Origin of the sequence: Lutibacter sp. HS1-25 (assembly GCF_004121075.1) — a bacterium.
Taxonomy (GTDB): Bacteria; Bacteroidota; Bacteroidia; order Flavobacteriales; family Flavobacteriaceae; genus Lutibacter.
The window spans coordinates 38,266-53,203 of record NZ_RHLN01000008.1 but is presented as its reverse complement, the minus strand read 5'-3'; the positions used below and the strand labels follow the sequence as shown (position 1 = coordinate 53,203).

13 protein-coding genes are annotated in these 14,938 nt (G+C 31.3%); 4 read left to right on the top strand and 9 right to left on the bottom strand.

What is annotated here, in order from left to right; all coding sequences use genetic code 11:
- Positions 1-20: 20 nt before the first annotated feature.
- The 9 genes from EC396_RS04790 to EC396_RS04750 all read right to left on the bottom strand — a co-directional run bounded on the left by EC396_RS04790 (position 21) and on the right by EC396_RS04750 (position 10,179).
- Complete coding sequence (locus tag EC396_RS04790; protein ID WP_129365564.1) at positions 21-1,187, bottom strand: M28 family peptidase; 1,167 nt, start codon at positions 1,185-1,187, stop codon at positions 21-23.
- A gap of 307 nt (positions 1,188-1,494) precedes the next feature.
- Positions 1,495-2,751, bottom strand: a complete 1,257-nt coding sequence (gene metK / locus EC396_RS04785) for a methionine adenosyltransferase (RefSeq protein ID WP_129365563.1) — start codon at positions 2,749-2,751, stop codon at positions 1,495-1,497.
- A 262-nt stretch (positions 2,752-3,013) separates the two neighbouring features.
- On the bottom strand, positions 3,014-4,021 hold the full coding sequence (galE, locus tag EC396_RS04780) for a UDP-glucose 4-epimerase GalE (protein ID WP_129365562.1): 1,008 nt from the start codon (positions 4,019-4,021) through the stop codon (positions 3,014-3,016).
- Between the two features lie 4 nt (positions 4,022-4,025).
- On the bottom strand, positions 4,026-5,153 hold the full coding sequence (locus tag EC396_RS04775) for a DegT/DnrJ/EryC1/StrS aminotransferase family protein (RefSeq protein WP_129365561.1): 1,128 nt from the start codon (positions 5,151-5,153) through the stop codon (positions 4,026-4,028).
- Between the two features lie 89 nt (positions 5,154-5,242).
- On the bottom strand, positions 5,243-6,130 hold the full coding sequence (gene cysM, locus EC396_RS04770) for a cysteine synthase CysM (protein WP_129365560.1): 888 nt from the start codon (positions 6,128-6,130) through the stop codon (positions 5,243-5,245).
- A 3-nt stretch (positions 6,131-6,133) separates the two neighbouring features.
- Positions 6,134-6,922 (bottom strand): serine O-acetyltransferase, encoded by a 789-nt coding sequence (locus tag EC396_RS04765; RefSeq protein WP_129365559.1) that lies wholly within the window; start codon positions 6,920-6,922, stop codon positions 6,134-6,136.
- A gap of 43 nt (positions 6,923-6,965) precedes the next feature.
- On the bottom strand, positions 6,966-7,700 hold the full coding sequence (locus EC396_RS04760; RefSeq protein WP_129365558.1) for a nitroreductase family protein: 735 nt from the start codon (positions 7,698-7,700) through the stop codon (positions 6,966-6,968).
- A 160-nt stretch (positions 7,701-7,860) separates the two neighbouring features.
- The gene (gene leuB / locus EC396_RS04755; RefSeq protein ID WP_129365557.1) at positions 7,861-8,976 is read right to left on the bottom strand and encodes a 3-isopropylmalate dehydrogenase; all 1,116 of its coding nucleotides are present in this window, start codon (positions 8,974-8,976) and stop codon (positions 7,861-7,863) included.
- Between the two features lie 27 nt (positions 8,977-9,003).
- A complete protein-coding gene (locus EC396_RS04750) occupies positions 9,004-10,179 on the bottom strand; it encodes a 2-isopropylmalate synthase (protein ID WP_129365556.1) in 1,176 nt (391 codons plus the stop codon).
- Positions 10,180-10,329: 150 nt separating this feature from the next.
- Between EC396_RS04750 and EC396_RS04745 the strand changes: the two genes are divergently transcribed.
- From EC396_RS04745 to ilvN, 4 genes are all read left to right on the top strand, one after another.
- Positions 10,330-11,874: a hypothetical protein gene (locus EC396_RS04745; RefSeq protein WP_129365555.1), complete on the top strand. Its 1,545-nt coding sequence runs from the start codon at positions 10,330-10,332 to the stop codon at positions 11,872-11,874.
- 509 nt (positions 11,875-12,383) lie between these two features.
- The gene (locus tag EC396_RS04740; protein WP_129365554.1) at positions 12,384-12,599 is read left to right on the top strand and encodes a hypothetical protein; all 216 of its coding nucleotides are present in this window, start codon (positions 12,384-12,386) and stop codon (positions 12,597-12,599) included.
- A 4-nt stretch (positions 12,600-12,603) separates the two neighbouring features.
- Complete coding sequence (ilvB, locus tag EC396_RS04735) at positions 12,604-14,337, top strand: biosynthetic-type acetolactate synthase large subunit (protein ID WP_129365553.1); 1,734 nt, start codon at positions 12,604-12,606, stop codon at positions 14,335-14,337.
- 1 nt (position 14,338) lies between these two features.
- Positions 14,339-14,860, top strand: coding sequence for an acetolactate synthase small subunit (gene ilvN / locus EC396_RS04730; RefSeq protein WP_129365552.1), 522 nt, complete (start codon positions 14,339-14,341; stop codon positions 14,858-14,860).
- Positions 14,861-14,938 lie beyond the last annotated feature (78 nt).

The window sequence follows — 14,938 nt, the reverse complement described above, 5'->3', positions numbered from 1 at the left end:
TGGTTTTCTTAAATAAATTGTTATTTCTTAATAATCTTAATATTTTTTGATTTTCCTAACTTAGTTTCTAATATTAAAAAATAGAGACCTGGTTGTTGGTTTTCAATATTAATTTTGATATGATCTACAGCTTCATAACTTTTAGTTAAAATTGTTTGACCTATTGTGTTTCTTAAGTAAATTTTTACATCAGTTTTTGTTTCCCCTAATAAAATCGAAACTTCATTATTGGTTGGGTTTGGATAGGCAATAATATTATTAAAAGAATAATTTTTATCAATGTTTAATACATTTTTAAGCGCTTTGGAAAAGTGAAGCGAAGCTCCAATAGCAGCTTTTGAAACCTCATAAACATAATTAACATCTAAATTGGTAAATACATCGCTAATGGTGTGTGGATGTGTAGATTTGTTTTTTTCAAAAAAACCTGTGATTATTTCTCCGTTGGCTTCAAAAGGGATGTAATCTGATAGATATGCAAAGGAAATTTCAGCTGTTAGGTTGGAATACAAGCCTACGCAATTAGCCAATTCATTTGTGACAATTGCAGATGCTGCATTGTTAGCTGTTGGGTTTATTTCATCTCTTTCACATACAATAGTATTGTTGGTCATTCCGTAAACACCACCCACTTCGTCAATATTAAACACTAAAACAATGTCTAAGTTTTGAGGAATTACAGTATTATTTATAAAATATTGACTTCCAATGTAGCCATCTTCTTCTCCACTAAAATGTATAAATTTTATAGAGTATTCTGTATTTATATCTTTTAAGAGTCTGGCTATTTCAAAAAGAATAACGGTACCACTACCATTATCGTTAGTGCCAGTGCCTTTTCTTGTATCATAATGGGCATCAATAATGATATATTTATTTGGATATACAGAACCAGTTTTTGTAATAATGATATTTTCAGTATTATATCCAAAATAACTAAAAGGTTGTTCAACAATATTGGTATATCCATAATGATTGTATTTGTTGATAATCCAATTTTTTGTATTATTTAATGAGGATGTGCCTATTTCTTTTACCCCATAGCTTTCAAATTGCTGTAAATTTTTATAAATTGAATCGTAAGCGCATTTATTTACAATTTCTGCATAGCTTGAGTTGTAAACTTGCCCATATGAAAAATTAAAATGAATTAGGGTAAATAGTAGTAAAATTGAATATTTATGCATTTGTTATCGTTTATAAGGGATTTTTATAATTTCAATAGTAGTGTGATATTCTAATTTTATAGCGTTTAATTAATGTACAATTCAGTTTAGATTGAAATGAATTTTTTCAAAAGTTTTTTGAATTAAAAGTTGTTTATTTTCAATAAATTCATAGTTTTTTTTCACAACAAATGATTTTAATTGTGATAATATTTCAAATTTATTTCCCAATCTAAGTAATTTTTTTGAAAGTTTTTTAGTTGTTAGTAAAAAAAAACCTTCATAACAGTTTGCTATGAAGGTTTTTAAGGTATTTAAATGTTTTGGTTTACAAACCAAAAGCGTCTTTTATTTTGTCAACGTAATCTAATTTTTCCCAAGTAAATAATTCAACATCTACAGAGATTTCAGTGCCATCAACATTGCTAAATGTTTTAGTTGTAACATCATTTTTACGTCCCATATGTCCGTAAGCAGCAGTTTCAGAATACATTGGTTGGCGTAATTTTAAACGTTCTTCGATAAAAGCAGGACGCATATCAAAAATTTGTTCAATAATTTCAGCAATTTCACCATCAGCTTTGTTTACATTTGAACTTCCGTAAGTATTTACATAAATACCCATTGGTTTTGCTTCACCAATAGCATATGAAACCTGAATTAAAACTTCGTTAGCAACACCAGCAGCTACTAAATTTTTTGCAATATGACGCGTTGCATATGCAGCACTTCGGTCTACTTTACTAGGGTCTTTTCCTGAAAAAGCACCACCACCGTGAGCACCTTTACCGCCATATGTATCTACAATAATTTTTCTTCCTGTTAAGCCAGTGTCTCCGTGAGGGCCACCAATAACAAATTTACCTGTTGGATTAACGTGGTAAACAATGCTATTGTTAAATAAAGCCTTGGTTTCTGCAGGTAAATCTGCAACTACTCTAGGAATTAAAATATTAATAACATCACTTTTAATTTTAGCCAACATAACTTCGTCGTTAGCATCAAAATCATCATGTTGTGTAGAAACTACAATATCTTTAATTCTAAAAGGCACATTGTCGTCTGTATATTCAATAGTTACCTGACTTTTAGAGTCTGGTCTTAAATATGTAATTTCATTGTTTTCTCTTCTTAGCGCAGCCAATTCTTGTAAAATACGATGACTTAAATCTAATGCTAAAGGCATGTAATTTTCAGTTTCGTTGGTTGCATAACCAAACATCATACCTTGGTCACCAGCACCTTGCTCTTCTTTAGAAGCACGGTCAACACCTTGGTTAATGTCTTGAGATTGTTCGTGAATAGCAGAAAATACACCACATGAATTTCCGTCAAACATATATTCACTTTTAGTATATCCAATTTTGTTTATAACGTCTCTCGCTATTTTTTGAACATCTAAATAGGTTTTAGATTTTACTTCTCCAGCTAAAACAACTTGTCCGGTTGTTACTAGTGTTTCACAAGCTACTTTTGAATTTTTATCAAAAGCTAAAAAATTATCAACCAAAGCATCTGAAATTTGATCAGCAACTTTGTCTGGGTGTCCTTCAGAAACGGACTCAGATGTAAATAAATATGGCATAGGTTTAAATTTTTAAGTTATACTTAAGAGTAAAAATGAAGGAAATTGCAACGGTCGCTTAAAGAAGTAATATTTACTGCTTTAGCATTTTTTAATGAGGTTGCAATCAGTTCAAATTTTTCCTCGTAAATTTTAATAGGGCAAAGTTAGAAAAATAAGTAGCACGAAAATATTTTTTAACATTTTTTTATTTTTAAATAAAAAAGCGCTGAAAATATGGTGATTTTCAGCGCTTTTTTTGTCAATAGCTAAAGCTAATAGCTTATAAGGTTTTTTGCCATTTCCAAGCAGAAAGTAAAGCTTCATCAAGTGATAATTTGGTTTTCCAACCCAATTCATTGTTTGCATAATTGGTGTCAGCATAAGCAGCTGTAACATCACCTTCTCTGCGGTCTACCAATTTGTAGTTTACTTTTTGACCTGTTACTTTTTCAAAAGATTTAATAACTTCTAAGACTGAATTTCCTTGACCAGTTCCTAAGTTAAATATTTCAAAATTTGATTTATTTTTATTTTCAATCAATCTTTTTAAGGCAACAATGTGTGCTTTTGCAATATCTACTACGTGAATATAATCGCGTACTGCTGTTCCGTCAGGCGTGTTGTAGTCACTTCCAAAAACTGATAATTCTTCACGAATTCCTGCTGCAGTTTGAACTACATATGGAATTAAATTTTGTGGTACACCAATTGGTAACTCTCCAATTTTAGCAGATTCATGTGCTCCAATAGGGTTGAAGTAACGCAATGCAATGGCTTTTAAATCTGATATTTTTGTAGCGTCTTTGATAATTTCTTCGCCAATTTGTTTTGTGTTTCCGTAAGGTGATTCTGCAGGTTTAATAGGTGCATTTTCAGTAATTGGCAATTCATCGGCTTGACCGTAAACGGTACAAGAGGAACTAAAAATAAAGTTGTTTAAACTATTAGCTTTCAATTCTTGTAAAATGTAAACCAAACTACCAATATTGTTTTCGTAATAATCTAAAGGTTTTTGAACACTTTCGCCAACAGCTTTATATGCCGCAAAATGGATGGTTCCATCAACTTTATTATTTGCAAAAAAATCTTTTACTGCAGCTTTATCTCTTAAATCAATGTTGAAATATGAAGGTTTAACTCCTGTGATTGATGTGATTTTGTCTAAAACTTCGATTTTAGAATTTGATAAATTATCAATAATTACAACTTCAAAACCTTCGTTTTGTAATTCAACTACTGTGTGAGATCCTATAAATCCCAATCCTCCGGTTACTAATACTTTTTTCATAAGCTTATTTTATAAAATTTAGAATGGTTGTTGTTATAAATTTCAATTGTTCTTCATCTAATTCGGTGTGCATTGGTAATGAAATAACCGTATCAATTAATTCATTTGTAACTTTAAAATCAGCCTCATTATATCTTTCATCAGCATAAGCTTTTTGGCTGTGTAAAGGCACTGGATAATAAATTGCATTCGGAATTTGGTTGTCTAACAAATGTTGATGTAATTCATTTCTTTGACCATTGGTAATTTGTAAGGTATATTGATGAAAAACGTGTGTAGAAAAATCACGAATAACAGGTGTTACAATGTTTTTGTTTGAAGCAAAAGCTTTTGAATAGTAATCGGCAGCTTTTTTACGAGCCTCACAATATCCGTCTAACAAAGGTAATTTAATACCTAAAATTGCAGCCTGTAAACTATCTAAACGAGAATTTACACCTACAACATCGTGGTAGTAACGTTTGTACATACCGTGGTTTACAATACCTCTTATGGTATGAGCAAGCTCGTCATTATTGGTAAAAATTGCACCACCATCACCATAACATCCTAAGTTTTTTGAAGGGAAAAATGATGTTGTTCCAACCATTCCCATAGTACCTGCTTTTTTAGTTACTCCATTTTTAAAGGTGTAATTAGCTCCAATAGCTTGTGCAGTATCTTCAATTACAAATAAATTGTGTTCACAAGCAATGTCTAAAACAGCTTCCATATTGGCACATTGCCCAAATAAATGCACAGGAACAATTGCTTTTGTTTTAGGTGTAATTGCTTTTTTTAATGCTTCGATATCAATATTAAAAGTGTCTTTTTCAACATCAACCAAAACAGGTGTTAATTGTAATAAGGCTATTACTTCAACAGTAGCTGCAAAGGTAAAATCTACTGTAATAACTTCGTCGCCAGGTTTTAAACCCAATCCCATCATTGCAATTTGCAAGGCATCGGTACCGTTTGCACACGGAATAACGTGTTTTACGTCTAAATAATTTTCTAAATCTTTTTGAAAAGCATGAACTTCAGGACCATTAATATAAGCTGATGAGTTTAAAACTTCTTGTAATTGGGTATCTACTTTGTCTTTTATTTTCTGATATTGACCTTGTAAGTCAACCATTTGTATTTTTCTCATAAAATAAGATATATATGAATTAGGACTAACAAAAATACAATAAAAGTGATTGGAATCCAATCATAAATAGCGATATATACTACAACGTTTTAATCGAACAAATCAGATGATAAATAACGGTCTCCACGGTCACAAATAATGGCAACTATTACACCGCTTTTTATAGTTTCTGATAGTTTTAATGCTGCGGTTACAGCACCACCGCTGCTCATTCCAGCAAAAATACCTTCTTCTTTTGCCAATCGTTTTGTCATTTCACGTGCTTCTTGTTCGCTAACTTCAATAACTTGATCGACTTTTTTTGCATCAAATATTTTAGGTAAAAATGCTGGAGACCATTTTCTAATGCCAGGAATTTTAGAATTATCGGTAGGTTGAGCGCCTATAATTTGAACGTTGTTATTTTTTTCTTTTAAATATGTTGAAGTTCCCATAATGGTTCCTGTTGTACCCATTGCCGAAACAAAATGTGTGATTTCACCATTGGTATCTCTCCAAATTTCAGGACCTGTTGTTTTGTAATGTGCTTTCCAGTTATCTGGATTTGCAAACTGGTCTAGCATAATATAGCCTTTTTCCTTCATCATTTTTTCGGCATATTCGCGCGATCCTTCAATGCCAACTGAAGCAGGTGTTAAAGTAACCTTTGCACCATATACCTGCATAGTTTGAACACGTTCTTTGGTCGAGTTTTCGGGCATTACCAACTCTAAGTTTATGCCAAATATTTGAGCAATTAATGCCAATGCAATACCCGTATTTCCACTTGTAGCTTCAATTAAATAATCTCCTTTTTTAATTGCTTTTCGTTCTATAGCCGATGAAATCATGTTGTATGCTGCACGGTCTTTTACACTTCCTCCTGGGTTGTTTCCTTCTAATTTTAAGTATAAGGAAACACCTTCTTTTTTTAAAATATTTTGAGATTTTACCAAAGGAGTATTTCCAATAAAATCGAATAAATTTTTACTTTCCATTGCTTATTTTTTTGGTTTTAATTTGGTTTCAGGTTTGTGATAAACAAAAGTATTTACGGGTACAGATTCTGTTAACCAAACGTTACCACCAATAATGCTATTGGCACCAATAACAGTTTCGCCACCTAAAATTGTTGCATTTGCATAAATAATTACATTATTTTCAACTGTTGGATGACGCTTTTTGTCTTTTAATTCTTTAGAAACCTGTAAGGCTCCCAAAGTTACACCCTGATAAATTTTTACATTTTCTTTAATAATACAAGTTTCTCCAATAACAATTCCTGTGGCGTGGTCAATAAAAAATGAATCGCCAATAGTTGCTCCAGGATGTATGTCAACACCAGTTAATCGGTGTGCATATTCACTCATTAAACGTGGAATTAAGGGTAGTTTTAAGTTGTATAATTCGTGACTAAAACGGTGAATTGCAATGGCAAAAAAACCTGGATAAGCAATATACACTTCTTCAATACTGTTGGATGCAGGATCAAAGTTTAAGCAGGCATTTGCATCTAAATTCAGTTTTTTTAACAGCACTGGCAATTTTTCAAGAAAAGAATTCCAAACATTGTTACAAGGTCTTGATTTGTCGAAACAAGCCAATTCAAATATTTCCGAAAAATCACGTTCAAGTTGGTCAACTGCAGTTTCAACAGAAACTTTAGAGTCGAATAACATGTGAAATAAGTTATTTGTAAAATTTTCGGTTTTGGTTTTTAAACTAAAATCGAGGTTTTGATTTTTTTTATTTGAAATAATTTGATCTATAATACTATGTTTTGCTGTCATAATCTTGTTGATTAATTAACGTTTGTTCTTTTTGTTGAATTTATTACCATTGTTTGTAAACCGATTCGAATGGAATTCTGAAGCGATCTCCATAAACGCCTTCGGGTTTTCTAATTCCGCAGGAAATCACCATATTTATTTCGCTTGAAGTTGGTAAATTTAATATTTTTTTAATTCGAAGCGTATCTATTCCTTCCATTGGGCAAGTATCGTAATTTTTTGCAGCCATACTTAACATAAAAGTTTGGGCGGCTAAACCTGCAGATTTATGTGCTACAATGCGCATATCTGCATTGCTAAGTTGACGATAACTTGGTTTAAAAAGTCCTATAACCCATCCAATAATATATTTAATAGCGCCAAATATTCCTAAAAAATCGGCATAGATAAAAGGCAGTAATTTTTGATAATAATTTAAAGCAAATTGCTCTCTAGACGAATATTCGCTTTCGGGTTTATTGCCAAAAGAATTTTTTAAGTAGGCTGCATTTGCTTTGGTACGTTGTTTCCATAAATCTTTTCTTACTACAATTACAACCAATTGCTTGGCTGTTTTGGCGGCACTTTGATCTAAGCAAGCAATGCTTAATTGGTTTAAAATTTTTGAAGAAACAATATGATGAAATTCCCACAATTGCATATTGCTACTGCTGGGTGACAAAGTTGCCTGATCAATGCATTTTTTTACAATTTCAGCATCAATTTCTTTTGTTTCGTCGTAAATTCTAACGGAACGGCGGTAGTTTATAGCATCAATAAGACTTGTATTTATTTCCATAGTTTTGATTTTACTCAAACCAATTTTTAGTTTAAAATTTCAAAAATAGCATGTTAATAATTTATTGGTGGCTGAGCGTTGTCAAAGCCTAATTTTGACTTCGGATGCGCTAAGTGACCGTACAAATTGAGAATTGCGAATTGTACATTGTCAATTTAACTTATATAATAGTTGATTGCCCTAAATCAATATTATTTTTATTGTAAAACGTGTTTTCATCATCTAAAATAAAATCACATAAAAAATTTCCAACGCTTGTTGTTGAAAAATGATTTGTTTCGTTTAAATCGGGTGTTGAAATACTCAATTCTAATGATTTTTCAACGGCGGTTCTAATATCTTCAGCTTCTTCATACAATTTAAAATGATCGAGCAACATAGCCGCAGCCAAAATGGATGCCAATGGATTGGCAATATTTTTTCCTTTATCTAGTGGTGAATAATTTTGAATAGGCTCAAATAAAGCCGATTTTTCTCCAATTGAAGCCGATGCTAACAAGCCAATAGATCCTGAAATTACACTTGCTTCGTCTGATAAAATATCGCCAAATAGATTTTCGGTTAAAATAATATCAAATTGTTTTGGGTTTAAAATCAGCTGTTTGGCAGCATCATCGGCAAACATAAAATTCAATTTTACATTTGGATAGCTTTTTGAAATTTCTGAAATACGCTTTCTCCATAAACGAGAAGTTTCCAAAACACTGGCTTTGTCTACCAAAGTCAATTTTTTTCTTCTAATTCGGGCAGCATTAAAAGCTAAATGAGCTATTCTATCAATTTCATTAATGTTGTATTTGCAAATATCAGAAGCTGTTTTGCCGTCTTCGCTCAAGGTTTTATCGCTAAAATAAATGCCGCCTGTTAACTCTCTATAAATAATAAAGTCGGTACCCTTAATAACTTTTTCTTTTAAATTAGAATTGTGAATTAAGGAATTATAAGTAGTTAGCGGACGAATATTGGCAAAAAGGCCTAAGCTTTTTCTAAGATCCAATAAACCTTGTTCTGCAAGAATTGTTGCTTTTGAATTTTTGTTGTATTTTAAATCGGCAATAGTACCTAATAAAATAGCATCACTATTTGTGCAAATTTGCAATGTTTCATTAGGTAATGGATTGCCTGTTTTTTCTATTGCAACTGCGCCTATTGCTGCTTTAGTATACTCAAATTTATGAGTATACTTTTCAGCAATTGCATCTAAAACTTTAACTGCTTGTTGTATTACTTCTGGGCCAATACCATCGCCCGGAAGTAAAGCTATTTTTAAATTCATGATATTTGTTCTATTTCACAAATATAATTAAATAGCAATAGTAGTTTTAGTTATTTGATTTAATTCCATTAAATGATGTAAATCTTCATCATTAATTTCTTTGTGATGATCGGCAAACTGTAAAAATTGAGGGTAAATATCGTCTAATTGAATTTTTGTTAAATTATATCCAATATTTTTAGCTCTATATGCCAAAGCAGCTCTACCACTTCTTGCAGTTAAAACAATTGAAGATTCTGTTACACCAACATCAGCAGGGTCAATAATTTCGTATGTTTCACGATTTTTAATAACTCCATCTTGATGAATTCCAGAACTATGTGCAAATGCATTTTCACCTACAACAGCTTTGTTAGGTTGTACCATCATACCCATACTTCGTTGTACCAACAAACTAGTATCGTATAATAATTTGGTGTTTATACCTGTGTCTAAATTTAAATACGGATGTTGTTTTAAAATCATTACAACTTCTTCCAAAGCAGTATTTCCTGCACGTTCACCAATTCCGTTAATAGTACATTCTATCTGGCGCGCTCCGTTTTGAACACCTGCAATGGCATTGGCAGTTGCCAAACCTAAATCGTTATGACAGTGGCATGATAAAATAACATTATCAATACCTTTTACGTTTTCTTTTAAATACTTTATTTTAGCACCGTATTCGTCTGGTAAACAGTAGCCTGTAGTGTCAGGAATATTTAAAACTGTAGCTCCAGCTTTTATAACTTGCTCTAAAACACGGGCTAAATATTCATTGTCTGTTCTACCAGCATCTTCAGCATAAAATTCTACATCTTCAACAAATTTCTTCGCATAAGCAACTGCATCGTAAGCACGAACAATAATTTTTTCTTGAGTAGATTTAAATTTATGAAGAATATGTGATTCAGAAGTACCAATTCCTGTATGAATTCTTGGGCGTTTTGCATATTTTAATGCATCGGCTGCTACTTCTATATCTTTTTGGTTTGCGCGTGTTAAACCACAAACTGTTGCGTTTTTTACTAATTTTGAAATTGCTTCAACCGAACTAAAATCACCTGGGCTTGAAATTGGGAATCCAGCTTCAATAACATCAACACCTAACAAATCAAGACGCTCAGCAATTACTAATTTTTGTTCAGTATTCAACTTACAACCAGGAACTTGTTCGCCATCTCTTAAGGTTGTATCAAAAATTTGAACTCTATTTTTACTCATTTTTGATTTTTTTTTATCACATTTGATACGTCAAAAATAGATGTATAGCTTAGTTGAATTTCGGCAGAAATGATTAGATTACTATATTCAAATTGTCGACACTTGATTTAACTACTTGATAAACAACAATATAAAAATATTTTTATTACAATGGCTATTGAACAAAAAGATGCTCTTTTCACTTTGGTAAAGTCTCTTTCAAAATCTGAAAAGAGACAATTTAAACTATATGTGGGCAGATTGGGTGGAAATGTGGATGCAAATTTCATGTCGTTATTTAATTTGTTAGATAAAGTTTCAAGTTATAACGACGAATTGATTTTGTCAAAAACCAATATAAAAAAACAACAAATATCAAATACCAAAGCGCATTTATACAAGCAAATTTTGGTGAGTTTGCGTTTTAATCCTGTGCATCAAAATGTACGCGCACAAATTAGAGAGCAATTTGATTTTGCTTCTATTTTGTATAACAAAGGGTTGTACAAGCAAAGTTTGAAAATACTTGAAAAAGCGAAGGAATTAGCAATTCAAAACGATGAAAATAATTTAGCTTATGAAATTGTAGAGTTTGAAAAAGTAATTGAATCTCAATACATTACAAGAAGTTTAAGCAATCGCGCCGATGAATTAACAGAGCAGGCTAAAGAGTTGAGTTTAAGAAATGTGCGTATTAGTAAACTTTCAAATTTATCGTTGCAATTGTATAGTTTGTTGTTAAAAGAAGGTTATGTTAAAGACAATACAGATTCTGAAGCTGTAAATAAATATTTTGAAAAACGATTGCCAAAATACAATTTGTCTGAACTAGGTTTTAAAGAAAAACTATTTTTATACAAAGCTTATTTGTGGCATAGTTTAATTTTACAGGATTTTGTTTCGAGTTATAAATATGCTCAAAAATGGGTCGATTTGTTTGAAGATAATCCTGAAATGAAAAAGCAAAATCCTGTATTTTATTTAAAAGGTGTTAACTATTTGTTAGAGTCTTTGTTTTTAACTTGGCACAAATCAAAGTTTAGTAAAGTGTTAAAAACTTTAAAATTAGATATTGATTTAGAACAAATTTCTTTAAATGAAAACACAAAAACCCTCGCTTTTATTTATTACAGTCAAAATAAGTTAAATCTTCATTTTATTGATGGTAAATTTACTGAGGGATTGAAATTTGTATCTCAATTATTACTTCAAATTGAAGAATATAAAACCAAAATTGACGCACATCATATTATGGTTTTTTATTATAAAATTGCCTGTATGTATTTTGGTGCTGGTAAAAATGAAGAGTGTATTTTTTATTTGGAAAAAATAATAAATAACAAAGATTTGTCTATGCGAGAAGATTTATTGTGTTTTTCGAGGGTGTTAAATTTGGTTGCGCATTATGATGCTGGTATAGATTACAATATTGAAAAGTTGATCGTTTCGACTTATAAGTTTTTGATTAAAATGAATGATTTACACGAGGTGCAACGCAAAATGATAGCATTCTTAAAAAACCTAAGTAATATTTATCCACAAGATTTACGCAAAGAATTTGTGAAATTATACAACGAATTAATTGTTTACAAAGATCATCCTTATGAAAAAAGAGCTTTTTTGTATTTAGATATTTTAAGTTGGTTAGAAAGTAAAATTCAAGATGCTACCGTTGAAAAAATTATTCAGGAAAAATCGAAAGTAAATGTCAAATAATTAAAAAATAATTCACATATTTGTAATCAATATATGAAAAAATCAATAAACAATATCGTTTCTATTAGTGTCTCTGTGGTTGTCTCACCATAAGATTAGGAAGCGCATTGTATTATTTATATAAAATAAAAAACCTTCCTAAAATATTTTAGGAAGGTTTTTTTATGCAAAGTAAATTATGAAAATAAACAGGTTAAATAGTGTCATTTTAATTCAGGTCAAATTAGATCTAAGCTAATGCATGTTTGTAATAAAAATAAGTTAGAAACCTGTGTTAGAAAATGATGCAGGTTTTTTTATTGTATAATCATTGTAAAAAAAAGAGAGTTAACTATATGAAAAACAGTTATGTATGTAAAATTATAGTCTAATGGCTATTGTAAAAAAAGTAAATGAAAAAACTTAAAAACAAATGCCTAAATTAAATTTACGCCTTAATTATAAAATTAGTAACAAAATTTAGGTTGTTTTAATAATAATTTAAGATAATTAAAAAAGGATTCAAAATAATGCAACTAAATAAACACAGTAAAAGAGTAACGCAAGATACCACGCAACCTGCCGCGCAGGTTATGTTATATGCTGTTGATTTTACTGAAGAAGATTTGAAAATGCCGCAAGTTGCTATTGCAAGTAAGGGTTACAATTATAACTCTTGCAATAAGCATGGTTTTTTTGTAGGATACATTTCTGCTTCAGCAAGTTGTGTTATGGATAAATATTAAGCCTATGGACACTTTGAAACAAAGTATTAATGAAGTTGAAACTTCAAAAACAATAAAAATGACAGGTGCTGAAGCTGTAATTAATTGCTTGTTAGCAGAAGATGCAGATTTGGCTTATGGTTACCCAGGTGGTGCTATTATGCCTGTTTATGATGAAATTTATAAATACCAAGATAAATTCCACCATGTTTTAACACGTCATGAGCAAGGAGCAATACATGCTGCTCAAGGTTTTTCACGTGTAACAGGTAAACCAGGAATTGTATTTGCAACTTCTGGCCCAGGGGCAACAAACTTGGTAACAGGTATTGCCGATGCTCAAATAGATTCTACACCATTGGTTTGTATTACAGGTCAGGTAGCGTCGCATTTGTTGGGTTCTGATGCTTTTCAGGAAACAGATATTATTGGGATTTCAACACCAGTAACAAAATGGAATTATCAAATTACAAAAGCTTCAGAAATTCCTGAAATTATTGCAAGAGCTTTTTTTATCGCAAAATCAGGTCGTCCGGGTCCCGTTTTAATCGATATTACTAAAGATGCACAATTTGGTGAATTGGATTTTTCATATAAAAAATGTGAGAAAATTAGAAGCTACAGAGCCAATCCAAAAATTGATGTTGAAAAAATAAAAGAAGCAGCTACAATTATAAATGCAGCTAAAAAACCATTTATTGTTTGGGGGCAAGGTGTAATTATTGGGGGTGCAGAACAAGAGTTTCAAGATTTTATTGAAAAAACAGATATCCCTTGTGCATCAACAGTTTTAGGTTTGTCTGCCTTGTCAACTAGCCACCCATTAAACGTTGGTATGGTTGGAATGCACGGTAATTATGCACCAAATGTTTTAACCAATTCTTGTGATGTACTTATTGCTATTGGTATGCGTTTTGACGATCGTGTAACAGGTAATTTGGCAACTTATGCTAAACAGGCAAAAGTGATTCATTTTGAAATTGATCCATCTGAAATTAACAAAAATGTTAAGGCAGATGTTGCAGTTTTAGGTACAGTGAAGCAAACTTTAGCCGAAATTATGCAGTATCTGGATAAAGCATCTCATAAAGAATGGATGAAAGAATTTGATAAATTATATCAAATTGAAAAAGATAAAGTAATTAACGATCAATTAAATCCAACTAAACCTGGTTTAACTATGGGTGAAGTTCTTGGTGGAATTAATAAAGTAACCAATGGTGATGCCGTTATTGTTTCTGATGTTGGTCAACACCAAATGTTTGCTTGTCGTTACGCAGATTTTATAAAATCAAGAAGTAGTGTAACTTCAGGTGGTTTAGGTACTATGGGATTTGCATTGCCAGCAGCTATTGGAGCTAAAATGGGAGTGCCAAATCGCGAAGTTGTTGCTATTATTGGAGATGGTGGTTATCAAATGACTTGTAATGAGTTGGGTACCATTCTTCAAACAAAAGCAGCCGTAAAAATAGTGGTATTAAACAATAGTTATTTAGGTATGGTGCGTCAATGGCAAGAATTGTTTTTCGACAAACGTTACGCTTCAACAGAAATGATTAGTCCTGATTTTGTAAAGTTAGCTGGAGCTTATGATATTGAAGCACAAAGAGTTTCAAAACGTGAAGATTTAGATGCTGCAATTAAAACTATGATGGCTTCAAAAGAAGCTTATTTCTTAGAAGTAGTTATTGAACAAGAAGACAATGTGTTTCCAATGATACCAACAGGAGCAAGTGTTTCAGATATAAGATTAAGTTAAGATGGAAGAAATTAAAAATTTTACATTTTCAGTATATACTGAAAACAACGTAGGGATACTAAATCGCCTTTCAGCAATATTTTTAAAACGTCATATCAATATAGAAAGTATGACGGTTTCAAAATCGGAAATAGACAATGTACACAGGTTTACTTTTGTGGTTGATATTTCTGAAAGTCAAGCTCGGAAAGTAGTTGGTCAGTTAGAAAAGCAAATTGAAGTTATTGGTGCGTTTTTTCATACTGAAGACGAAATTATTTACAATGAAACGGCTTTATTCAAAATTTCTACAGAGCACTTGTACAACGAAGAAATTCAGGAAAGAATGAAGTTTAGAAGAGCACATATTATTGCTATTTACGAACGTTATTTTGTAATTGAAGCTTCAGGTTTAAAAGAAGATATTGACAATATGTACGATAAATTAAAGCCTTATGGATTGTTGCAGTTTGTACGTTCAGGGCGTATTGCTATTACAAAACCTAAAATGGCAATATCAGATTTATTGGCAGAAATTCATTAAAACAGTTTATTAAAAAAACTGTAAAAATAAAAGTAAAAATAAAATAGCAGTAAAAATAAACTGTTCAACAATTAAATA

Bases quoted from the DNA above. Each gene is read 5' to 3' on its own strand.
- ilvB (WP_129365553.1), top strand. From the start codon at position 12,604: ATGGACACTTTGAAACAAAGTATTAATGAAGTTGAAACTTCAAAAACA.
- leuB (WP_129365557.1), bottom strand. From the start codon at position 8,976: ATGAATTTAAAAATAGCTTTACTTCCGGGCGATGGTATTGGCCCAGAA.
- EC396_RS04790 (WP_129365564.1), bottom strand. From the start codon at position 1,187: ATGCATAAATATTCAATTTTACTACTATTTACCCTAATTCATTTTAAT.
- metK (WP_129365563.1), bottom strand. From the start codon at position 2,751: ATGCCATATTTATTTACATCTGAGTCCGTTTCTGAAGGACACCCAGAC.
- cysM (WP_129365560.1), bottom strand. From the start codon at position 6,130: ATGGAAAGTAAAAATTTATTCGATTTTATTGGAAATACTCCTTTGGTA.
- ilvN (WP_129365552.1), top strand. From the start codon at position 14,339: ATGGAAGAAATTAAAAATTTTACATTTTCAGTATATACTGAAAACAAC.
- EC396_RS04765 (WP_129365559.1), bottom strand. From the start codon at position 6,922: ATGACAGCAAAACATAGTATTATAGATCAAATTATTTCAAATAAAAAA.
- galE (WP_129365562.1), bottom strand. From the start codon at position 4,021: ATGAAAAAAGTATTAGTAACCGGAGGATTGGGATTTATAGGATCTCAC.
- EC396_RS04775 (WP_129365561.1), bottom strand. From the start codon at position 5,153: ATGAGAAAAATACAAATGGTTGACTTACAAGGTCAATATCAGAAAATA.
- EC396_RS04745 (WP_129365555.1), top strand. From the start codon at position 10,330: ATGGCTATTGAACAAAAAGATGCTCTTTTCACTTTGGTAAAGTCTCTT.
- EC396_RS04750 (WP_129365556.1), bottom strand. From the start codon at position 10,179: ATGAGTAAAAATAGAGTTCAAATTTTTGATACAACCTTAAGAGATGGC.
- EC396_RS04760 (WP_129365558.1), bottom strand. From the start codon at position 7,700: ATGGAAATAAATACAAGTCTTATTGATGCTATAAACTACCGCCGTTCC.
- EC396_RS04740 (WP_129365554.1), top strand. From the start codon at position 12,384: ATGCAACTAAATAAACACAGTAAAAGAGTAACGCAAGATACCACGCAA.